21 protein-coding genes are annotated in these 16,799 nt (G+C 55.9%); 6 read left to right on the forward strand and 15 right to left on the reverse strand.

The window, feature by feature from the left end:
• The first annotated feature begins 168 nt into the window (after window positions 1–168).
• From flhA to C8265_RS10040, 4 genes are read left to right on the forward strand one after another with little or no spacing between them, the layout of a single operon-like run.
• Window positions 169–2,256: a flagellar biosynthesis protein FlhA gene (gene flhA / locus C8265_RS10025; protein WP_108483855.1), complete on the forward strand. Its 2,088-nt coding sequence runs from the start codon at window positions 169–171 to the stop codon at window positions 2,254–2,256.
• Window positions 2,256–3,029: a flagellar biosynthetic protein FliR gene (locus tag C8265_RS10030; RefSeq protein ID WP_108483856.1), complete on the forward strand. Its 774-nt coding sequence runs from the start codon at window positions 2,256–2,258 to the stop codon at window positions 3,027–3,029. Before flhA ends, C8265_RS10030 begins: the two co-directional genes overlap by 1 nt.
• Complete coding sequence (locus tag C8265_RS10035) at window positions 3,026–4,114, forward strand: EscU/YscU/HrcU family type III secretion system export apparatus switch protein (RefSeq protein ID WP_108483857.1); 1,089 nt, start codon at window positions 3,026–3,028, stop codon at window positions 4,112–4,114. Before C8265_RS10030 ends, C8265_RS10035 begins: the two co-directional genes overlap by 4 nt.
• Window positions 4,111–4,467: a hypothetical protein gene (locus C8265_RS10040; protein ID WP_108483858.1), complete on the forward strand. Its 357-nt coding sequence runs from the start codon at window positions 4,111–4,113 to the stop codon at window positions 4,465–4,467. The genes C8265_RS10035 and C8265_RS10040 overlap by 4 nt, the downstream gene beginning before the upstream one ends.
• A 31-nt stretch (window positions 4,468–4,498) precedes the next feature.
• Here C8265_RS10040 and C8265_RS10045 read toward each other — a convergent pair whose 3' ends face one another.
• From C8265_RS10045 to C8265_RS10085, 9 genes are read right to left on the reverse strand one after another with little or no spacing between them, the layout of a single operon-like run.
• Window positions 4,499–4,996, reverse strand: coding sequence for a flagellar basal body-associated FliL family protein (locus tag C8265_RS10045; RefSeq protein ID WP_108483859.1), 498 nt, complete (start codon window positions 4,994–4,996; stop codon window positions 4,499–4,501).
• A gap of 9 nt (window positions 4,997–5,005) precedes the next feature.
• Window positions 5,006–5,728 carry a flagellar basal body L-ring protein FlgH gene (gene flgH / locus C8265_RS10050; protein ID WP_108483924.1) on the reverse strand — a complete coding sequence of 241 codons (723 nt, stop codon included), beginning with the start codon at window positions 5,726–5,728 and terminating at the stop codon, window positions 5,006–5,008.
• Window positions 5,729–5,738: 10 nt separating this feature from the next.
• The gene (flgA, locus tag C8265_RS10055) at window positions 5,739–6,167 is read right to left on the reverse strand and encodes a flagellar basal body P-ring formation chaperone FlgA (protein WP_108483860.1); all 429 of its coding nucleotides are present in this window, start codon (window positions 6,165–6,167) and stop codon (window positions 5,739–5,741) included.
• A complete protein-coding gene (gene flgG / locus C8265_RS10060) occupies window positions 6,164–6,949 on the reverse strand; it encodes a flagellar basal-body rod protein FlgG (protein WP_108483861.1) in 786 nt (261 codons plus the stop codon). The genes flgA and flgG overlap by 4 nt, the downstream gene beginning before the upstream one ends.
• A gap of 20 nt (window positions 6,950–6,969) precedes the next feature.
• Window positions 6,970–7,686 (reverse strand): flagellar hook-basal body complex protein, encoded by a 717-nt coding sequence (locus C8265_RS10065; protein WP_108483862.1) that lies wholly within the window; start codon window positions 7,684–7,686, stop codon window positions 6,970–6,972.
• 2 nt (window positions 7,687–7,688) lie between these two features.
• Window positions 7,689–7,955 (reverse strand): flagellar biosynthetic protein FliQ, encoded by a 267-nt coding sequence (locus tag C8265_RS10070; protein WP_108483863.1) that lies wholly within the window; start codon window positions 7,953–7,955, stop codon window positions 7,689–7,691.
• Between the two features lie 6 nt (window positions 7,956–7,961).
• The gene (fliE, locus tag C8265_RS10075) at window positions 7,962–8,249 is read right to left on the reverse strand and encodes a flagellar hook-basal body complex protein FliE (protein WP_108483864.1); all 288 of its coding nucleotides are present in this window, start codon (window positions 8,247–8,249) and stop codon (window positions 7,962–7,964) included.
• Between the two features lie 35 nt (window positions 8,250–8,284).
• Window positions 8,285–8,674 (reverse strand): flagellar basal body rod protein FlgC, encoded by a 390-nt coding sequence (gene flgC / locus C8265_RS10080; protein WP_108483865.1) that lies wholly within the window; start codon window positions 8,672–8,674, stop codon window positions 8,285–8,287.
• A gap of 15 nt (window positions 8,675–8,689) precedes the next feature.
• Window positions 8,690–9,079: a FlgB family protein gene (locus tag C8265_RS10085; protein ID WP_108483866.1), complete on the reverse strand. Its 390-nt coding sequence runs from the start codon at window positions 9,077–9,079 to the stop codon at window positions 8,690–8,692.
• 85 nt (window positions 9,080–9,164) lie between these two features.
• Here C8265_RS10085 and C8265_RS10090 point away from each other — a divergent pair, with 85 nt between their 5' ends.
• Entirely contained in the window at window positions 9,165–10,541 is a 1,377-nt protein-coding gene (locus C8265_RS10090) for a FliI/YscN family ATPase (RefSeq protein WP_108483867.1), read from the forward strand.
• Between the two features lie 12 nt (window positions 10,542–10,553).
• Here C8265_RS10090 and C8265_RS10095 read toward each other — a convergent pair whose 3' ends face one another.
• The 6 genes from C8265_RS10095 to C8265_RS10120 form a co-directional block, all read right to left on the reverse strand.
• Window positions 10,554–11,357, reverse strand: a complete 804-nt coding sequence (locus C8265_RS10095; protein WP_108483868.1) for a DUF1217 domain-containing protein — start codon at window positions 11,355–11,357, stop codon at window positions 10,554–10,556.
• Window positions 11,354–11,758, reverse strand: coding sequence for a flagellar biosynthesis repressor FlbT (gene flbT / locus C8265_RS10100; RefSeq protein ID WP_108483869.1), 405 nt, complete (start codon window positions 11,756–11,758; stop codon window positions 11,354–11,356). The genes C8265_RS10095 and flbT overlap by 4 nt, the downstream gene beginning before the upstream one ends.
• Window positions 11,755–12,117, reverse strand: coding sequence for a flagellar biosynthesis regulator FlaF (flaF, locus tag C8265_RS10105; protein ID WP_108483870.1), 363 nt, complete (start codon window positions 12,115–12,117; stop codon window positions 11,755–11,757). Before flaF ends, flbT begins: the two co-directional genes overlap by 4 nt.
• 87 nt (window positions 12,118–12,204) lie before the next feature.
• Complete coding sequence (locus C8265_RS10110) at window positions 12,205–13,506, reverse strand: flagellin (protein ID WP_108483871.1); 1,302 nt, start codon at window positions 13,504–13,506, stop codon at window positions 12,205–12,207.
• A gap of 224 nt (window positions 13,507–13,730) precedes the next feature.
• Window positions 13,731–14,072, reverse strand: coding sequence for a flagellar biosynthesis protein FlgN (locus C8265_RS10115; RefSeq protein WP_108483872.1), 342 nt, complete (start codon window positions 14,070–14,072; stop codon window positions 13,731–13,733).
• Entirely contained in the window at window positions 14,069–14,344 is a 276-nt protein-coding gene (locus C8265_RS10120) for a rod-binding protein (protein WP_240611040.1), read from the reverse strand. Before C8265_RS10120 ends, C8265_RS10115 begins: the two co-directional genes overlap by 4 nt.
• Before the next feature lie 106 nt (window positions 14,345–14,450).
• Between C8265_RS10120 and C8265_RS10125 the strand changes: the two genes are divergently transcribed.
• Window positions 14,451–16,796, forward strand: coding sequence for a flagellar hook-length control protein FliK (locus C8265_RS10125; RefSeq protein WP_108483874.1), 2,346 nt, complete (start codon window positions 14,451–14,453; stop codon window positions 16,794–16,796).
• Window positions 16,797–16,799: the final 3 nt, after the last annotated feature.

Genomic DNA, 16,799 nt, shown 5'->3' on the forward strand with positions numbered 1-16,799 from the left:
AAAAAAATCTGAGTGATTTTGTCGCTTGGCCTTATGGTTTCCGATTCTTTTCGGGTAAGCGAGTGCTTCCCAATCAATCAGCCGCCTGCACGCCAACCACTGCGATAATCACAGTCGGCTTCACACAGCGGCTTGTTAGGCCTTCTTTTCTCGGCGGGAGGGACTGAAATGCCCAATTTCTCTCTCCGCACGATATTTCAACCGACTGTCTTGCTTGCTTTGGCATTGATGGGCGTCATCGTCATGATGATTCTGCCGATGCCTGCTTGGATCTTGGATGTTGGGCTAACCATATCTTTCGCGCTTGCGATCCTGATGTTTACGGTGACACTTTTCATTGAGCGCCCGCTTGATTTTTCTGCATTTCCAACAATTCTCTTAGCGTCATTGATGTTGCGCCTCTCCTTAAACATTTCCTCGACAAAGCTGATCATCGGACAGGGCCACACCGGCACCGCGGCTGCAGGCGGGGTTATTGAAGGTTTTGCCATGTTCGTCATGGGCGGAAGCTTGCTTCTTGGTCTGGTCGTCTTTTGCGTACTTTTGATCGTCAATTTTGTTGTGATCACCAAAGGGGCCGCGCGAATGGCCGAAGTGGGGGCGCGGTTTGCGTTGGATGGAATGCCAGGCAAACAATTGGCGATCGACAGCGATATGTCGGCCGGCGCGATTGACCACACGGAGGCAAAGGCGAGAAGAGAGAAGGAGCAACAGGAAACCACCTTTTTCGGCTCTCTGGATGGGGCTTCGAAATTTGTAAAAGGTGATGCAGTTGCAGGGCTTTTGATTGTCCTTCTCAATCTGGTCATGGGATTGATTATTGGTGTCGTAGTGCACGATATGCCGATGGGCCAGGCCTTTGAAACTTATGCAATTCTGACCGTTGGGGATGGGTTGGTCAGTCAGATTCCGGCGGTTGTGATCTCGATCGCATCGGCGCTTTTGTTGGCGCGGGGGGGGGCGACCGGCACGACCGACACTGCCATTTTCTCACAATTAAGCAGGTATCCGGCCGCCTTGGCCACGGTCGCCGCATTGATGTTTCTGTTTGCCTTGTTTCCAGGTCTGCCATTCGTCCCGTTCATGGTTGGTGGGATGATATTGGCGGCATTTTCGGTGTGGGCGTATCGTCAGGCCGAGGCGCAGAAAACTGCACCGATCAATGCGATGAGCGATGAAAATGAGATCGCTGAAACCGTCATGGGTGATATACTTGATCTTGATGATATTCATCTGGAGTTTGCGCCGGATCTTGTTCCTATGGTTCTGGATCCGGCATCGGGATTGGATGCGCGGATTGGAAACATGCGGCGGCATGTGGCGACGGTTTATGGTTTGATCTTGCCAGAAATCCGGCTGACGGATGATGCGTCGCTGCCAGCTGGAACGTATGTTGTTCGCATTCAAGGGGTTGAACAGGTCCGCGACCGCGTGATTCCTGACCGGATTCTTGCTCTGATTACCGACGATGGCGCCAAAATGCCCAGTGGCGAGGATGTAAAAGAACCGGTCTATGGCGCACCGGCCCGTTGGATTGCGCGCAGTCAGCAAGATCAGGTTGCAATCAGCGGGGCAACCACTGTGACCCCGACCGAAGTTCTGGCGACGCACCTGTTAGAGGTGATGAAACAGAATTTCCCGCGTCTTTTGACGATGAAAACGTTGCGCCGTCTGCTGGATGAGTTTGTTCAGCTGAGTGACAAGGGCCGGGCCGAGGCGAACCGGCGTTTGTTGGAAGAACTGGTGCCAGACAAAGTGCCTGTGGATCTTTTGTTGTCGGTATTGCGGTTGTTGTTGGCTGAACGGGTTTCAATCCGGAACCTGCCCTTGATTCTTGAGGCGATCGCCGATGCGCGCGGTGCGCGTGTTTCACCCGAGGCGATTTGCGAACAGGTTCGGCAGAGACTTGGCTTTCAATTGGTGGCCGAACTTAGGCGGCCTGACGGCACCTTGCCCTTGTTGCAGTTGGCGCCGGAGTGGGAAGCGACGTTCACCGCCCATCAGGTCGAAGTTGAAAATGGAACCACAGACGTTGCGCTGCCGCCTGATGATTTCAATCGTCTGGCTTTGGCCATCGCAGAAAAAGTGGGGAGCGTCGGAGAAACAGGGGTATTCCCGGCATTGGTCACGTCAACCCGACGGCGGCGGTTCTTGCAGATGGTTCTTGCCGCCAAAGGCATCGCCAATCCGGTGCTTTCGTTCGAGGAAATCGGAAGTGATGCGCGACCGTCGCTTGTTGGCATGATTGCCCCATAATGGAAACGGCCGCCCAAGCTCTTGTCGAAATACAGGGTTTCCTGATTATCGGGTTTATTGTTTTTTTGCGGGTGGGGGCGGCGGCGGCAATTATGCCAGCGTTTGGTGAACGTGTTGTGCCCATTCGGGTCCGGCTTGTACTTGCGCTGGGCTTCACGCTGATTGTGGCGCCGGGTGCCATACCTTTGGTAACTGATCTGACGAATCCGCCGCGATGGGGGGTGATATTGGCCACCGAATCGATTGCGGGCCTCGCGATCGGCCTGACCTTGCGTTTGTTTGTTCTGGTTCTGTCCATTACCGGATCGATGGCTGCGGCTGCGACGTCTTTGGCGCAGATTTTCGGTGGTCATGGGGCCGACCCGCTCCCTGCTATTGGCCACATCATGGTGATTTCTGGTTTGGCCTTGGCGGCGATGCTGGGGTTGCACGTGAAAATCACCATGCTTTTTCTGCTGTCTTATGACATTTTGCCCCCAGGCCAATTCCCAAACGCGGCTGATCTGGTGCCTTGGGGTGTGGCGCAAGTGGCCAATGCATTTGCTCTTGCCTTCACCCTGGCTGCACCCTTCATCATCGCGGCATTGGTTTACAATCTTGCCCTTGGGGTCATCAACAAGGCGATGCCGCAATTGATGGTGGCCTTTGTGGGCGCGCCGGCCATTACAATGGGTGGATTGGTCATTCTGGCGCTTTCGCTGCCACTGATCCTTACCGTCTGGTCGGGCCGCTTTGATCTGTTTCTTGTCGCACCATTTGGGGCGCAACCATGAGTCAGGGCGGCGGCGAAGATGATGAAGAAAAGCAATTTGAAGCATCAGCAAAGAAACTGGAAGACGCTCGGAAAAAGGGTGAGGTTCCGCGATCAAATGATCTGATCACAGCGTCGGGATATGCCGGCTTTTTGCTGGCAAGTTTGGCGGTGGGGGCCGCGTCACTTTCGGACATGGGGCAGGTTCTGGCCGCAATCATCGGGCGCGCGGATACCATGTCGGCGTTGATTTTCAATGGCTCTGGCGCACCAGTCAGCGCCGCCGCCGGGCGCGACCTTATCCGCGATCTGGCGCCGTGGGCGTTGGCACCGGGAATACTTGCGCTGCTATCGGTTTTTGCTCAGCAGGCATTTACTGTTACAGGGACGAAACTTCAGCCGAAATTAAACCGGATATCGCCGTTGGCGAATGCAAAGAATAAATTCGGTCGCAATGGATTGTTCGAATTTGCGAAAAGCTTTTTCAAGCTTGTCATCTATTGCACCATCTTGTTTTGGTTCCTGTATATTCAGATGCCCGGCATTTTGGGCACGGTCGCCATGGGCCCCGCAATGGTCACGGCGATGATGCTGGATCTGGCTCTAAAATTCTTCATGCTGGTTCTGGTCATCGCCTTTGTATTGGGGGCGGTTGATTTCTTGTGGCAGCGGGCCGAGCATTTGCGCAAAAATCGCATGTCGCACAAGGATATGACCGACGAGCAAAAGGAATCCGAGGGCGATCCGCATATGAAACAACAGCGTCGCCAACGGGGGTATGATATTGCCACCAACCAGATGTTGAATGATGTTAAATCGGCTGATGTTATCGTGGTGAACCCGACCCACTATGCCGTCGCGCTAAAATGGGATCGCCGCACGGGACGCGCGCCGATTGTCGTGGCAAAGGGCGTGGATGTGATTGCCATGCGTATCCGTGAAAAAGCACAGGAACATGGCGTTCCGTTGCATAGCGATCCGCCAACCGCGCGGTTGTTGTATGGAGTGATGGAGATCGGCGATGAAATCCGGCCTGATCACTACGGCGTAGTGGCCGCTGCCATCCGCTTTGCCGAAGAAATGCGTAAAAAGGCGCGCACCCGATGAACCCCGAGAATTTAACCCGATTGGCGCAACTGGCGGCAATGAAACGTGATGTGGATTTGCAAGACGTCAGCCGGATCACCGGACAAATGAATGCCTTGCAGCGTGAGATTGACGCCCTGCGCGATGAGGTAAAGGCGCGCGACGAGGATCTGACCCTTGATCCGGCGCGGATGACGGGCGTTGATGTGGTTTGGCGGCGGTGGGTCGATCAGACCGTACGCCATCATCAGGCGCGCATGGCTGAATTGGCGATGGCGCGCGAAATGTTCATGGGCAAGGCGCGCACATCATTCGGGCGGGCAGACGTTTTGGACAAGCTCAACAACCAACAGAAAAAACCGCGCTCCGACTGATGGTCGGGCGCGGCGTTATGCAGAAACCATATCAGGTGTCCTGGCGATTTATATCCAGAATAAGGATATCATAAAGAGCGTCCCCCATATCCTCGCGGCCCTTTTCCAACAGGGCGCGACGCAGGGCGCCCATCGCCTCGTTTGAGGTGAACGCACCGTCAAACCCCCCCGCGTTGGCGTGATCAAGCAAGACCCGCAAGAACCCGTCGCGCAGTTTTGGTTCGCGGATATAGACCGCATCTTTTTGATCCGGCGAAACCTCAAGCGTGATCGAAAGCGCAACCAGCGATGAAACGCGGCCATCCTCAATCAACGGAAAAACAAATTGATTGTTCAGCGCGATAAACTCGCTGGCGCGCGGTTTCTGTTCGGCGGGCGGTTTTTGAACGACCTCAGCGATTTCAACGTTTTCCGCCAAGGCGGTGTTGGCAACGGCGGGTTCGGGGCCGGGGCGCAAGACAAAGCCCGCACCGACCCCTGCGGCCAATCCAATGATGGCGATGATAAGGGGGATGAGTTTGCCAAGCATTTCAGATCCTTAAAATGGCAGAACGATATCGGCGATCTGCTGACCCCAGCGGGGTTGTTGCACATCGGTGATCTGGCCGCGCCCGCCATATGAAATGCGTGCAGAGGCGATTTTGTCATAGGTGATTTCGTTTTGGCGCGAGATATCCTGAGGCCGCACATATCCTGTCACGATCAGTTCGCGCAGTTCAAAATTGACACGCACTTCCTGGCTGCCTTCAATTTGCAAAACGCCGTTTGACAGTTCGTTCACCACCGTGGCCGCCACCCGCAGCGTCAGTTTTTCGTTGCGGCGTACCGACCCGTCGCCGGCACTGTTGCTGGAGGAATTGGTCGAAACCGCATCGGCCATGCTGGCACCTTCTGGCAGACGCTCGTTCACGCGTTGCGGAATGCCGAAAAACGATGGAATACCCAAGGATTCCGAACCACTGCGTGAGCGTTCGGATGAATTGGAAATTTCGGCACTTTCGTCAATTTCGATGACAACCGTCAGAATATCGCCCCGGGTATCAGCGCGCCGATCCCCCAAAAGAGATTGCCGCCCGCCGCTCCAAAGAGAGGCCTGGGTATGAGGGCGGCGACGTTCCAATGTTTCCGGCAGGCCGGGGTTGGCCATGGCGCTGATTTCATTGTTGGCGTCGCCCGGTGTCGTGAAATCGGGCGTTTGGCCGACATCGCCAAGGCGGCCGCAGGCGGCGGTACACAGCAGGATCAGGCAGAGTTTGCGCATCATTCAGTCCTTAAGGCAGGGTGTTTGTGACAATGATCGACCCGTCTTGCGATACAATGCCGGTCACGGTGTTGCGCGATTCCAGGTTCATCACGCGCAAACGGTCGCCAACCCCGGCGCGGGCCAGGGTGCGCCCCTCCATCACGATATTCAAAGGGCCCGCGCGGTAATAAACCATCACGATCTGATTGCGCTCGACCAAGGCCGGGGGGCCGATATCAGAGGCGCGGATAGGGCGCCCGGCGTATAAAACCACGCGCGCCTCCATTCCGATCACGTCGTCGGGATTGGAAAATGTGCCGGGCAAATCCGCGGTTACCATGGTCAGATCAGCAGGGCCAAGAATGGCCTGTGATCGAATGGTGCGCGCGGCCACGACGCTGTCGGCAAATGTTGCGCCGGGGGCCACGATCAGGCAGGTGATCAATGCACGGATCATCTGATCTGTGTCGTCGCGCTGAGCATTTGATCCGAGGCGGTGATGACCTTGGCGTTCAATTCATATCCGCGCTGGGCCTCGATCAATTGTGTCACTTCGCGCACCGCATCCACCGAACTGCTTTCCAGGTATCCCTGGCGCAGGGTGCCCAACCCATCCTGGCCGGGATTGCCCACCAAGGCCGGGCCAGATGCGGGGGTTTCCAGAAACAGGTTTGATCCCATCGCCTCAAGCCCTTTGATATTGGTGAATCCGGCAAGGGAAAATTGCCCCAAAACCTGTGGCTGCACCTGATCGTTGAAATAGGCGTAAACCTCGCCGTCGGCATTGATTGAAATCGCCCGGGCATCATTTGGGATCGTGATATCGGGCACGACGGGATGACCATCATTGGTCACGATCAATCCGTCACCGGTGCGTTTCAATCCGCCATCCCGGGTATAGGCCGATTGCCCCGATGGCAGCGTCACCTCAAGAAAACCGCCACCTTCAATGGCGATGTCCAGATCGGCGCCGGTTTGTGAGAGGCTGCCTTGTTGTACATTCATGCTAATCGCCGAGGGCCGCACGCCCAGGCCCAGCTGGACTCCGGTGGGCAATTGCGTGCCATCGGATGCGTTGATCGTGCCGGCGCGCGACAATTGTTGATAATGCAGATCGGCAAATTCTGCCCGTCTGGCATTATATCCGGTGGTCGACATATTGGCGAGGTTGTTTGAAATCACCTCGACCCGCATTTGTTGGGCACTCATGCCCGTGGCGGCGATTTGAAGGGCGCGCATGGCGTACTCCTGTTATTGGGTTAGCGTCCAAGTGTGCTGAGGACATTGCGAATGCGTTGATCTTCCTTGTCCAAAAATCCCTGACCCATTTCATAGGCGCGCTGCACCTGGATCATGCGAGAGATTTCTGAGATTGGGTTTACGTTCGATCCTTCGACGAAACCTTGAAGAATCGTGCCCTCCAGCACCGGTTCGGGCGGGGCAGACAGGTTGAACATCACGCCATCGCGGCGCGTCATGTCCTCTGGCGCGCCGGGGCGCCACAATCCGATCTGCGCAAGAGGCTGGCCATCGGCCGAAAATGTGCCGTCGGTGGCCATTGCGATGGATCTGGCATCGGGCGGCACAAAAACAGGCGCGCCCCCATTATCAAGCAAACGATAGCCATCGGGCGTGACCAACTCACCCTCGGCCGAGGGCGTAAACGCGCCCGCCCGGGTCAGCGCCTGACCATCGGGGGTTTCGACAAGAAAAAATCCCTCGCCCTCAATTCCGAAATCAAACTGGCCCCCGGTTTGGGTCAGGACGCCCTGCTGTTGATCGGTCAGTCGACCGTGCGCCGCGGCCATGGAAAGCGACGGCGCGTCATCGTCGAGTTTTTTTACAAATTCGGAGAAGATCACCCCTTCTTTGCGAAATCCGGTGGTCGACATATTGGCGATGTTATTGGCCACCAACTGCATTTCACGCATCAGGCCGGATTGTCGTGTGAGGGTCGTATATATGGAATTGTCCATGGTCAGCCTCCTGCAATGATCGGAACGACAGTGGTTTGAAAATAGGCAACCAGGGCTTCGGTCATGAACCCCATGGTCCCCCAAAATACGACGACGATCGCGGCCAGTTTTGGCACGAATGTCAGGGTCATTTCCTGAATCGAGGTCAGCGCCTGAAACAGCCCCACAACCAGACCGGTCACAAGGGCCACAGCCAGGATCGGTGTTGAAATCAACACCGCCAGCCATAATCCCTGACGCAAAACGTCGTAAAAAAGCGCCTCGCTCATGCTGATTTACACCGGCATCCGCAGGATTTCCTGATAGGCTTCGACAACTTTGTTGCGCACGGTCACGGCGGTTTCGACGGCCAGTTCTGTCTGCGCCAACGCCTGCACCAGCGAATGAGGGTCGGCGCCGCCCGTCATGGTTGCGCGCGCGGTGTCTTCGCCCTGTTGCAGGGTCGTCAGAAAATCGGCCGCCACTTTTGAAAAGGCATTGTTGCCCGTTTCGCCTTCGCTTGCGGCGGTGGCAGTGCGGGCCGCATTGTAATTTTGCACGGCGTTGAGAGGGTTCATTTCCATTCTGGAAATCCTTTCACGATATTGAAAACAGGAAACTAGCGGCGGAGAAGTTCAAGCAGGCCCTGGCTCATCTGGCGGGCCTGATCGAAAATTTTGAGGTTGGCGTCATAACTGCGCTGCGCCTCGCGGGCATCGGCAATTTCAATTAGGATATCGACGTTCGACCCCTGATATTTGCCATTGGCGTCCGCCAACGGGTGACCGGGATCAAACATTTCGGACAGTTCCGATTTGTCGAGAGCGACCTTTCCAACCGATACAGTACCCGGAACCGGCGCGCGCATGTCGGAGTCAAAACTGACGGTCTTGCGGCGATAGCCGGGTGTATCGGCATTGGCGATGTTTTCGGAGACATGGCGCAGGCGGCTGGCCTGTGCGTCCATCCCGCTGGCCGAGAGGCTTAAAGCGTTTAAAATGTTGCTCATTTTATGAAATTCCTTTTATCCACGTCCGAGGCTGGCGCGCAAAATGTCCCGGCCCTTGCTATAGATCGCCATGGCCATGTCATGTTGCTGGCGCACCTCGGCGGCTTTCACCATTTCTTGCTCGATTGACACGGTGTTGCCATTTGGCGCGGCTTCGGCCTGCGAATCGATGGCGTTCATCTGCCCCTTGGCGCCAATCCCGTCGGTGATATGGGCCGCCCGCGTCGCACGCAGCGTCATATCTTTGGTGGGTGCGTCGAGTGTTTCTGTGAAACTGGGCATGTCTTGGGCGCGATAGCCCGGTGTATCGGCGTTCGCGACATTTCTTGCGATCAGCATCTGCCGGTCACTTGCATGGCGGGCCATGGCCTGCGCCGTCTGCATCATTTCGATGTTATGGAACATCGGGGCTTCTCCCTCGATCAAACTATACGAAGGCTTAACCCTGATTCCTTTACAAAGGGTTTGCATCGGTAAAGGAGGCGCCAAAATGGCCCAGGTCGGTTTTGAAAATGTATTGGGAGTGGTGGAAACCACATCTGTTTCCTGCCCGGTCGGGCGAATCATTGCGATTGAAGATGGGCGATTGATCGTTGGCGGGTTGTCGCAATTCGCCGCAATGGGCGATCTGGTCCGCATCCAGACGCCAGATGGGTTCGCCCGTGGCGAAATAGTAAGAATTGATGACCAAAAGATCGCTGTCTTGCCCGATGTGCCATTGGAAGGGCTTGGAATCGGTGTGCGGGTTGCATTGCTGGGGGCTGCAAAGCTGGCACCGGACGACACATGGATTGGGCGGGTGATCGACCCATATGGCGAACCGTTGGACAATAAACCCCTGTTGCCGGGGACAATGCCGCGCCGTTTGACCGGCAAACCATTAAATCCCACAACCCGCCGGGGATTGGGCACGCGTTTGGAAACCGGCCTGTGTGTTTTCAACACATTACTGCCAATCGTGCGGGGGCAAAGATTGGGGCTGTTTGCCGGATCGGGCGTTGGAAAATCAACAATCATGGCAATGTTGGCGCAGCGGATCAGCGCGGATGTGGTGGTGATCGCCATGGTGGGGGAACGCGGGCGCGAGGTGCGCGAATTTGTCGAACGCGTGCTTGGCCCGCAGGGCATGGCGCGCACTGTGATCGTGGCGGCAACGTCTGATCGATCGGCGGCGTTGCGTCGCCGCTGTGCGTTGGCGGCGATGACTGTGGCCGAACATTTCCGCGATCAGGGCAAACAAGTTCTTCTTTTGGCAGATTCGATCACACGCTTGGCTGACGCCCACCGTGAAATTGCCGTATCAGGCGGCGAATCTGCCAGTTTGCGGGGCTATCCGCCCACAACAGCATCAATGATTACCACATTGTGCGAACGGGCCGGTCCGGGCGAAGGGCAAATGGGGGATATTACAGCGATATTTACCGTTCTTGTCGCCGGGTCTGATATGGAGGAGCCTGTCGCCGACATATTGCGGGGCGTTTTGGACGGGCATGTGGTGTTGGACAGGCGCATCGCGGAACGCGGGCGCTTTCCGGCCATTGATGTGCTGCGTTCGGTATCGCGGGCGTTGCCATTGGCCGCAACCGAAGCGGAAAACAAGCTGATCGCCGAGGCCCGCCGTATGTTGGGCGCGTATGAACGTGCCGAGCTGATGATACAATCGGGCCTGTATGCGGCCGGTTCTGACGCGGCAATTGATGCGGCGATCATTGCCTGGCCAAAACTGGATCAATTTGTCGCCCAGCGCGAAACCCAGAACAGCGAGGCAAGTTTTGCATCACTGGCCCAATGCTTTGATGCAAAATCAAAAGGTACGCAAAAAGGAAATGGTGATGCGGCCTTGGCCACGATGGCGCAAAATCAGTAAAGAGAACCAGCTTTAAAAGCGTGGGCCTGATTGCAAAATGGCCAAGGCCGCGCTTTGGGCTGAGTATCCGGCGAAACCGTTCATCGCCTGATCACGGGTAAGGAAGGCGCGTGTCAGCTCTTCGATTTTTTCCGGCGTGTTGAAGTCTTTGAATTCCGATATGCCAAACACCCGTTCTGATCTGTCGCGAAATTCGACCAATTGGCGATCAAGATCCAAAGCCCCAACACTTTCGGGCATTCCCAGGGCCGCTTCGAATACTGCGCGAACGGGTTTGGTTGCCATAACCGTAAACCACATGCCGTTATCGGACAGGCTGCGCGATGCAATCTCGCCCAGATCGCGCTCCAACCCCAAGGCAAGGCGCATGGATGGCGCGCTGTTCCCGATTGCGATTTCGAACTGTCGATCTTTGTAAGCGGTCAGCATCTTCTCTTTGAATCCGGCGTCAAAATTGCGCGGTCCAAACGGTTCGCCAAAGCCGAAGGCCTCGGCCATGGCGAGATAGCGCTTGTCAGACAAGCGATTGGCGAGATCCTTCGGTTCGTCTGAACTGGATTCCAGGATTTTTTGAATGAAATATTTGTTGTTGATGTCTTCATCCAGGCCAAAGGCCCCCAGCGCAACCTCAAGAAGGCGCCGATCATTCACCAGATCTTCGGCACTGGTAATCTTACCGATATGTTCTTTGAAATGCTCGACGGTCCGATTTAACCGGGGGCCGTTGTTAAACGCCTCTTGCTGGCTTTCGCGCGTGCGTTGCAGAAACGCCCAACCGGCATTTCCACCAATGGGGACAACCGGTTGAAAGCTCATGATTGTGCCACGGCGAACAATTGCTCTTCAAATGGCAGTAGCTGGCGCAGATGTTTCAAGGTGTAATAATGCTGTTTCTGCTCAACGGCTTGTTTCGCTTGAGCCAGGGTTTCCTGACTTTCCAGATCCACCAACACCTGCGACAGTTGTGAAATACCGCTTAACAGCTGCGGTGTGGCGGTTTGCTCATCCGCTTCGCCACACAATACCATTTGTGCGATATAACAGACCCGGCGCACGGGCGTATTTACCTCTTCTGGGTGAAGGGCATCGCGCAATCGCAGAATATTTGCCCCAGGTGTCACGATATTCAGTCTGCCCCGACGACTGCCGTTCTCAATGACGGCACCGTTGATCAATACCCGTTCATTGGGAGCAAGTTTCAATACCAGGCCACTCATGCCGCCGCCCCTTGTTGGCGAAGGCCCGCCATGATCGAACTGTTTATGTCGACCAACGCATCTGCTGTTGCGGTTCCTGCCAGAACCTTGCGGCTGTGCACGGTGGTAAATTCCGAAAGATAGAAGATTTGCGCACGCAATGCGGCCGGCAGGGTGTTGCCGGGCAATACCACATCGGTGGCGAGAAGGGTCCAAAGTTGGCGATTGTCAAAAATGGCTTTGGCAATTTCCGGGATCGTATTTGCATTTCGCAGGCCACGGGTGACCATGGCAAAGGCTTCGTATTCGTTACTTTGTGCGCTACGCAGGGGCGTGGCCACAGGAGAATAAGCTGTTTTGGCAAGTTGAAAGGCGTTCACGGCGTGTCCTTTTTTAGACGGGCGCAGTCAAGCCGCGCAGAGCGGCGCGAAATGGGGGCGCCGTTATGGCGCCCCCGCTATCGGATATTAACGGAACAGGGACAGGATGCTTTGCGGCGCCTGATTGGCGATCGACATCGCCTGAACCCCCAGCTGCTGTTGCACCTGAAGTGCTTGAAGGCGGGCCGAGGTTTCTTCCATATTGGCGTCAACCAACGACCCGATTCCGGCCTTCAGGGCGTCAGTCATGCCGGAAACAAAATCGGACTGGGTTTCAATCCGCCCCTGTGACGACCCGAAGGAGGCCGCCGCGTTGATCGACGTCTGGATCAGGCCTTCGATTTCTTCCAGCGCGCTTTCCGTGCCTGCGGCGGTTGTCACGTCAATATTCGCCATTGCAGCCAAGCCGCCGCCGATGGTGGTGTCTGCCGCGCCATATTGTTCGGCATTGATTGACAAAGTGTCACCCGCGGCGCCGGTATAACCGGTGATTTCTACCGAATTGCCATTGGCAACAGCGGCGATTGTGTTGTTGTTATCGCCTAAGGTTGCCTTGATGTGTTTGTTAAAGCTATCAGCAAGACCTTTTGCCACATCGGCCGCGGTGTCACCATCACGGGCAACATAGATAATATCCCCATCGGCCGAGTCGATACCGGCAGCGGCCCCGCCACTGGCGGTGATCATGATCTGGAACCCGGCGCCGGCCTCAATGGCATCACTGCCGGCTGATGCAATATCCACGTCTGTGGTGTTTGGTGTGGCGGCACCTGCCACAGCGGTGGCAACCTGTGCTGCCGTGCCGCCGACCGCGATATCATCGGTGGCGGCTGTGACAACCGTTCCTGTATAGTCAATTTCGGCCTGCTGGCTGCCCAAATCCTGCTTGCGCACATTGATATCGCTGGAGGTTACACCACTGCCGTTGCGATCGAGAGATGACAAAATGTCGATGCTGCCAGTGCCCGCTTCGGTCTCGCGGTTCGACAAAAGGTTCAGACCGTTGAATTGCGCGGCGCCGGTGATATTGGTGATCTGTTCACTCAGGGCGGTGATGTCTTTTTGAATCGTGTCTCGATCAACGTTTTCTTCTTGTGACGATACGATCTTTTCTTTCATCTGCGTCAAAAGATCGGTGACCGATTCTGCCGCCTCGCGCGCAACGGTCACGGTTGATTCACCCAAAGCAAGCGTTTGCGAGATCGCCTTGAACCCTGCGACGTCGGATTCCATGACTTTGGAAATCGCCCAGATGGCAGAGTTGTCCTTGGCCGTTGCAACGGATTTACCGGTTGAAATCTCGTCCTGGGTTTTCAACAGGTTCTGGTTGATCGACTTGAGGCTTTGCAGCGCAACCATTGCGCCGGTGTTCGTCAGAATGCTGGACATGTGAATTCCTTGATTTGAAGACGCTTTTGCGCCCGATGTCAGAACCACCCCACAGAACATGAGGCAGCGGTTAAAACGTCATTCTGACGGTTCCGGTGTCGTTTCTGGCTTGGCCAGTTTGACAAACAGATGCACCGTACTGGTGCTTGGGACATCATCGCCCGAGGGGCCTAACAACTCCCTAATGGCGGGCGATGAAATATCTCATATTTGAGACGAATTTATCAGGCACGGCGTTGCAGGGTTCGGACCGGTTTTTCGATCTGCGATTTCTCTCCGGTACGGGAATAGGTTTCAACGGGTGCGCCGCGTTGAATTTCGGTCAACCGATCACGCACCGAACGCACGCCATCTTGCGCCGCCGTGATCAATGCCTGATTGCGTTCAGACAAATCAGATAGCCGTTCCAAGGTGTCTTTCGTTAGCTTGACATCCTGCAAGGCAAGCAAAAGTTTTTCCTTGCGATCGGCCAGACGGGCCAGGCGCGCCAGATTGCCCTGAACCAACTGGCGCCGTTCTTCATCAAAAACCTGTTCAAGTTGGTGCAGTGTACGATTTTCATTCATTCTTTCGTTCCTTGTTTCAAGGCATTGAACAGGTGTTCAGCCAAACCGATTCCCCCGGCATCGACCATCTTTTCGGCCTGTGCGCGGGTCAGAAACGACGCAAACTGATCTTCTCCTGCGCCGCCTCCAAAGGTTTCGCTGGTTTTGCCCAGCCCGGTGGATTTCAATATCTCGGTGAGAAAGTTGACTTCAAGCGCTTGCGCCGCATCGCGCAGCGCCGTGTCACGTTGGTGGGGTGTCAGGCCGAGGTTGGGCGAAACCGATGGGATCATCATGCGTCCTTTCAAAATCTGACTGCATAAAACCTCAACGCGGTAAACATCCGGTAACCAAATTCGCCCATACCGAATAAATCAGCCGAGTCTCAGAGGGACGATCATGGAGAATCCAGGAATCACCAAAGCTGCGGGCCCAATGCTCCCCTTGCGCAGGCAAAATATAGCCGTGTCTATGTCAGACAGCGCGGCGGCTTTTGCCTCAATTTTATCCAATCTCCGGCCTGCTGGGCTGCCCGATGCAGCATCGGAAGAGGTGCAAGTTCCGCTTAACAAACCGGAAACCGCCGCACGGCAGCCAGAGGTCTCTGAAAACGCACCAGATCACGATGGTTCAAAACCGGTGGAGACACAGGCGGCTGATGTCAAATCTACGCCGCAGCGCCCGGACTTCAGCCGTTCGTTATTAGTGGAGTTGCCAAGGGGGGCGGGGCCAAAAACACCCCTGGACCCCGTCGCGCAAAAGACGCCCACAGAAGAGAAGAATGCGCAGCAGCCGTTGAATGAAACGAACCAATCAGAGCCGGATTTCTTTGGAAACCAGGGCGATAAGGCTATCGCAACAGAAACCGTAGGCAATAGGGATTTGCCGGTTGCGATGCACCGTGTTGCAGTAGACGCACCGAAAACCAGCCATCTGTCAAATGATCTCCACCCGGTGCCTTGGCGATCCGAAACAGTGGAAGCCAGCCTAAACCATTCGATCCCGGCGGCGCCGGAAAATATCGGATCGAACACCCCAAAAGATGTTCATAATTTCTCTACGGCCAAATCTATTCAGAATAACCAAGGCATCGAAAATCCAAAAACCAAACTTCCCGAAACAGCCAAAGGCACGGCACCCCAATTAAAATCATCCGATTCGCTGGTGCAGGTTCTGGATGTGGCAGGGGGAGAGACGGAAAAGACCGGCGCCCAGCGGCCCGATCAGATAATTCCCACCTTAATGGGGGCGCATTCCGTTACGCAAAAATCGTCGCACCCTGTGAAAGAGCCAGATATCGGGCAGCCAGCTCAACAGCCGACAAAGGCTGATCAGGCTTCAAGTGGGCGGTCGCTTTCTTCGGTCACTGAGGTACCGCATCTTGACGCTCATGAGGTATTGCAAACCGGCGCAATGTTGCCTGCTGAAACTGCGCCGGTGAGTGACGGCGTCAAAAATCCGTCTCAGGTTGCCGAACCGGCGAAGGGTGACTCGACCGAATTCCCATCTGCCCAAACCCAACAACACTCTGCCAAGTCTCAGCCAACGCAACCGGTTGGCGACCAAGGTTATGCCGCGATGCCGCAGTCAAATGGGGGGTATCAGGCGGCGCAATCGCTGGGCGGCGGCCTTGGGGCCATTCGGATTCCGTATGCACAGACTGGTGTAGATCATCCGGCGTTGCCGGGTACTTCGGCCATGTCAGACAGTAGGTTCGCCGTTGATGACACAGGAATAAACATTGCGCCAAAAGCTGCACGCACAACGTTTTCCCAACCCGATTGGGCGGGGCTGACACCGGAGCGGCCCGCAATGGCCGCTGGTTCATCGGATGCTTCTACGGGATATTCCGCAGTGATTCGATCCGGGGTTCACGGTGCGTTGGTTTCGGGGCAGGCGGCGATATCTGATCCGAAAGCGGAATTTGATCGGCCAAATATGCTTATGCACGGGTTGAACTCTGAATCCGATGCGCCGCGGGCCACGGCGAATCACCCGGTTGAGACAAAAATGCCAAGCGTCACCAGCGACGCGCCAGTGCAGATTCGTCAACCGGGCTGGCAACCCATACCTGACGCGCGCACCCGATCCGAACGGCATGAGGGTTCGGCGGTTCCCTCCGAATCTGGGTCCAAAGGAACGGCACAAATCTTGCCGCCTTTGGCCCCCACTGCACCGGATATGATCACAAAATTGGCGGGTCAGGCCTTCATGCCCACCCGAATGGAGCCGAATCGCCCCGAAATTCAACCCGGCGATCAATCTCTTGGGGTGACGACACCCCATGATCTGCGGGTTGGCGGCGCGGCGGCGGTACAGGGATCACCCGGCGCACCGCAAACCACCCCCGCCACCGCAGTCTTGCAGCAGTTGGTTCAGGTGAGTGGCCAGTTGGGCCATGGCCAGGTCGAGGTGACATTGTCGCCCGAGGAGTTGGGCCGTGTCCGAATGACGCTCTCTGCGGCGGAAAACGGTTTGATCTTATCTATTTCGGCAGATCGCGATGATACTTTGGCTTTGCTCCGCCGCAATCTTGAATCGCTGGCCGCAGATTTGCATGATTTGGGGTTTGAAAACCTGTCGTTTCAATTTGGCTCCGGTCAGTCCGATCGCCATAGCGATCATGCATCGGGCGGGGCTGTAAATTCTGGTGCCGATGATCAGCCTGACGGTTTGAAAATAACGCCCGCCGCACAATACCCAACTTCAGGTCCGCAATCCGATCGGTTGGATTTACGCCTCTAAGGA

The organism is Oceaniglobus ichthyenteri, from assembly GCF_003057885.1.
Taxonomy (GTDB): Bacteria; Pseudomonadota; Alphaproteobacteria; order Rhodobacterales; family Rhodobacteraceae; genus Oceaniglobus; species Oceaniglobus ichthyenteri.

Excerpts from the sequence above, each read along its gene's own strand:
- C8265_RS10035 (WP_108483857.1), top strand. The coding sequence starts at position 3,026 with ATGAGTCAGGGCGGCGGCGAAGATGATGAAGAAAAGCAATTTGAAGCA.
- flgH (WP_108483924.1), bottom strand. The coding sequence starts at position 5,728 with ATGCGCAAACTCTGCCTGATCCTGCTGTGTACCGCCGCCTGCGGCCGC.
- flgA (WP_108483860.1), bottom strand. The coding sequence starts at position 6,167 with ATGATCCGTGCATTGATCACCTGCCTGATCGTGGCCCCCGGCGCAACA.
- C8265_RS10110 (WP_108483871.1), bottom strand. The coding sequence starts at position 13,506 with ATGTCCAGCATTCTGACGAACACCGGCGCAATGGTTGCGCTGCAAAGC.
- C8265_RS10045 (WP_108483859.1), bottom strand. The coding sequence starts at position 4,996 with ATGCTTGGCAAACTCATCCCCCTTATCATCGCCATCATTGGATTGGCC.
- C8265_RS10065 (WP_108483862.1), bottom strand. The coding sequence starts at position 7,686 with ATGGACAATTCCATATATACGACCCTCACACGACAATCCGGCCTGATG.
- flgC (WP_108483865.1), bottom strand. The coding sequence starts at position 8,674 with ATGAGCAACATTTTAAACGCTTTAAGCCTCTCGGCCAGCGGGATGGAC.
- C8265_RS10040 (WP_108483858.1), top strand. The coding sequence starts at position 4,111 with ATGAACCCCGAGAATTTAACCCGATTGGCGCAACTGGCGGCAATGAAA.
- fliE (WP_108483864.1), bottom strand. The coding sequence starts at position 8,249 with ATGGAAATGAACCCTCTCAACGCCGTGCAAAATTACAATGCGGCCCGC.
- C8265_RS10070 (WP_108483863.1), bottom strand. The coding sequence starts at position 7,955 with ATGAGCGAGGCGCTTTTTTACGACGTTTTGCGTCAGGGATTATGGCTG.
- C8265_RS10085 (WP_108483866.1), bottom strand. The coding sequence starts at position 9,079 with ATGTTCCATAACATCGAAATGATGCAGACGGCGCAGGCCATGGCCCGC.
- C8265_RS10090 (WP_108483867.1), top strand. The coding sequence starts at position 9,165 with ATGGCCCAGGTCGGTTTTGAAAATGTATTGGGAGTGGTGGAAACCACA.
- C8265_RS10095 (WP_108483868.1), bottom strand. The coding sequence starts at position 11,357 with ATGAGCTTTCAACCGGTTGTCCCCATTGGTGGAAATGCCGGTTGGGCG.
- flbT (WP_108483869.1), bottom strand. The coding sequence starts at position 11,758 with ATGAGTGGCCTGGTATTGAAACTTGCTCCCAATGAACGGGTATTGATC.
- flgG (WP_108483861.1), bottom strand. The coding sequence starts at position 6,949 with ATGCGCGCCCTTCAAATCGCCGCCACGGGCATGAGTGCCCAACAAATG.
- C8265_RS10115 (WP_108483872.1), bottom strand. The coding sequence starts at position 14,072 with ATGAATGAAAATCGTACACTGCACCAACTTGAACAGGTTTTTGATGAA.
- C8265_RS10120 (WP_240611040.1), bottom strand. The coding sequence starts at position 14,344 with ATGATCCCATCGGTTTCGCCCAACCTCGGCCTGACACCCCACCAACGT.
- C8265_RS10030 (WP_108483856.1), top strand. The coding sequence starts at position 2,256 with ATGGAAACGGCCGCCCAAGCTCTTGTCGAAATACAGGGTTTCCTGATT.
- flhA (WP_108483855.1), top strand. The coding sequence starts at position 169 with ATGCCCAATTTCTCTCTCCGCACGATATTTCAACCGACTGTCTTGCTT.
- C8265_RS10125 (WP_108483874.1), top strand. The coding sequence starts at position 14,451 with ATGGAGAATCCAGGAATCACCAAAGCTGCGGGCCCAATGCTCCCCTTG.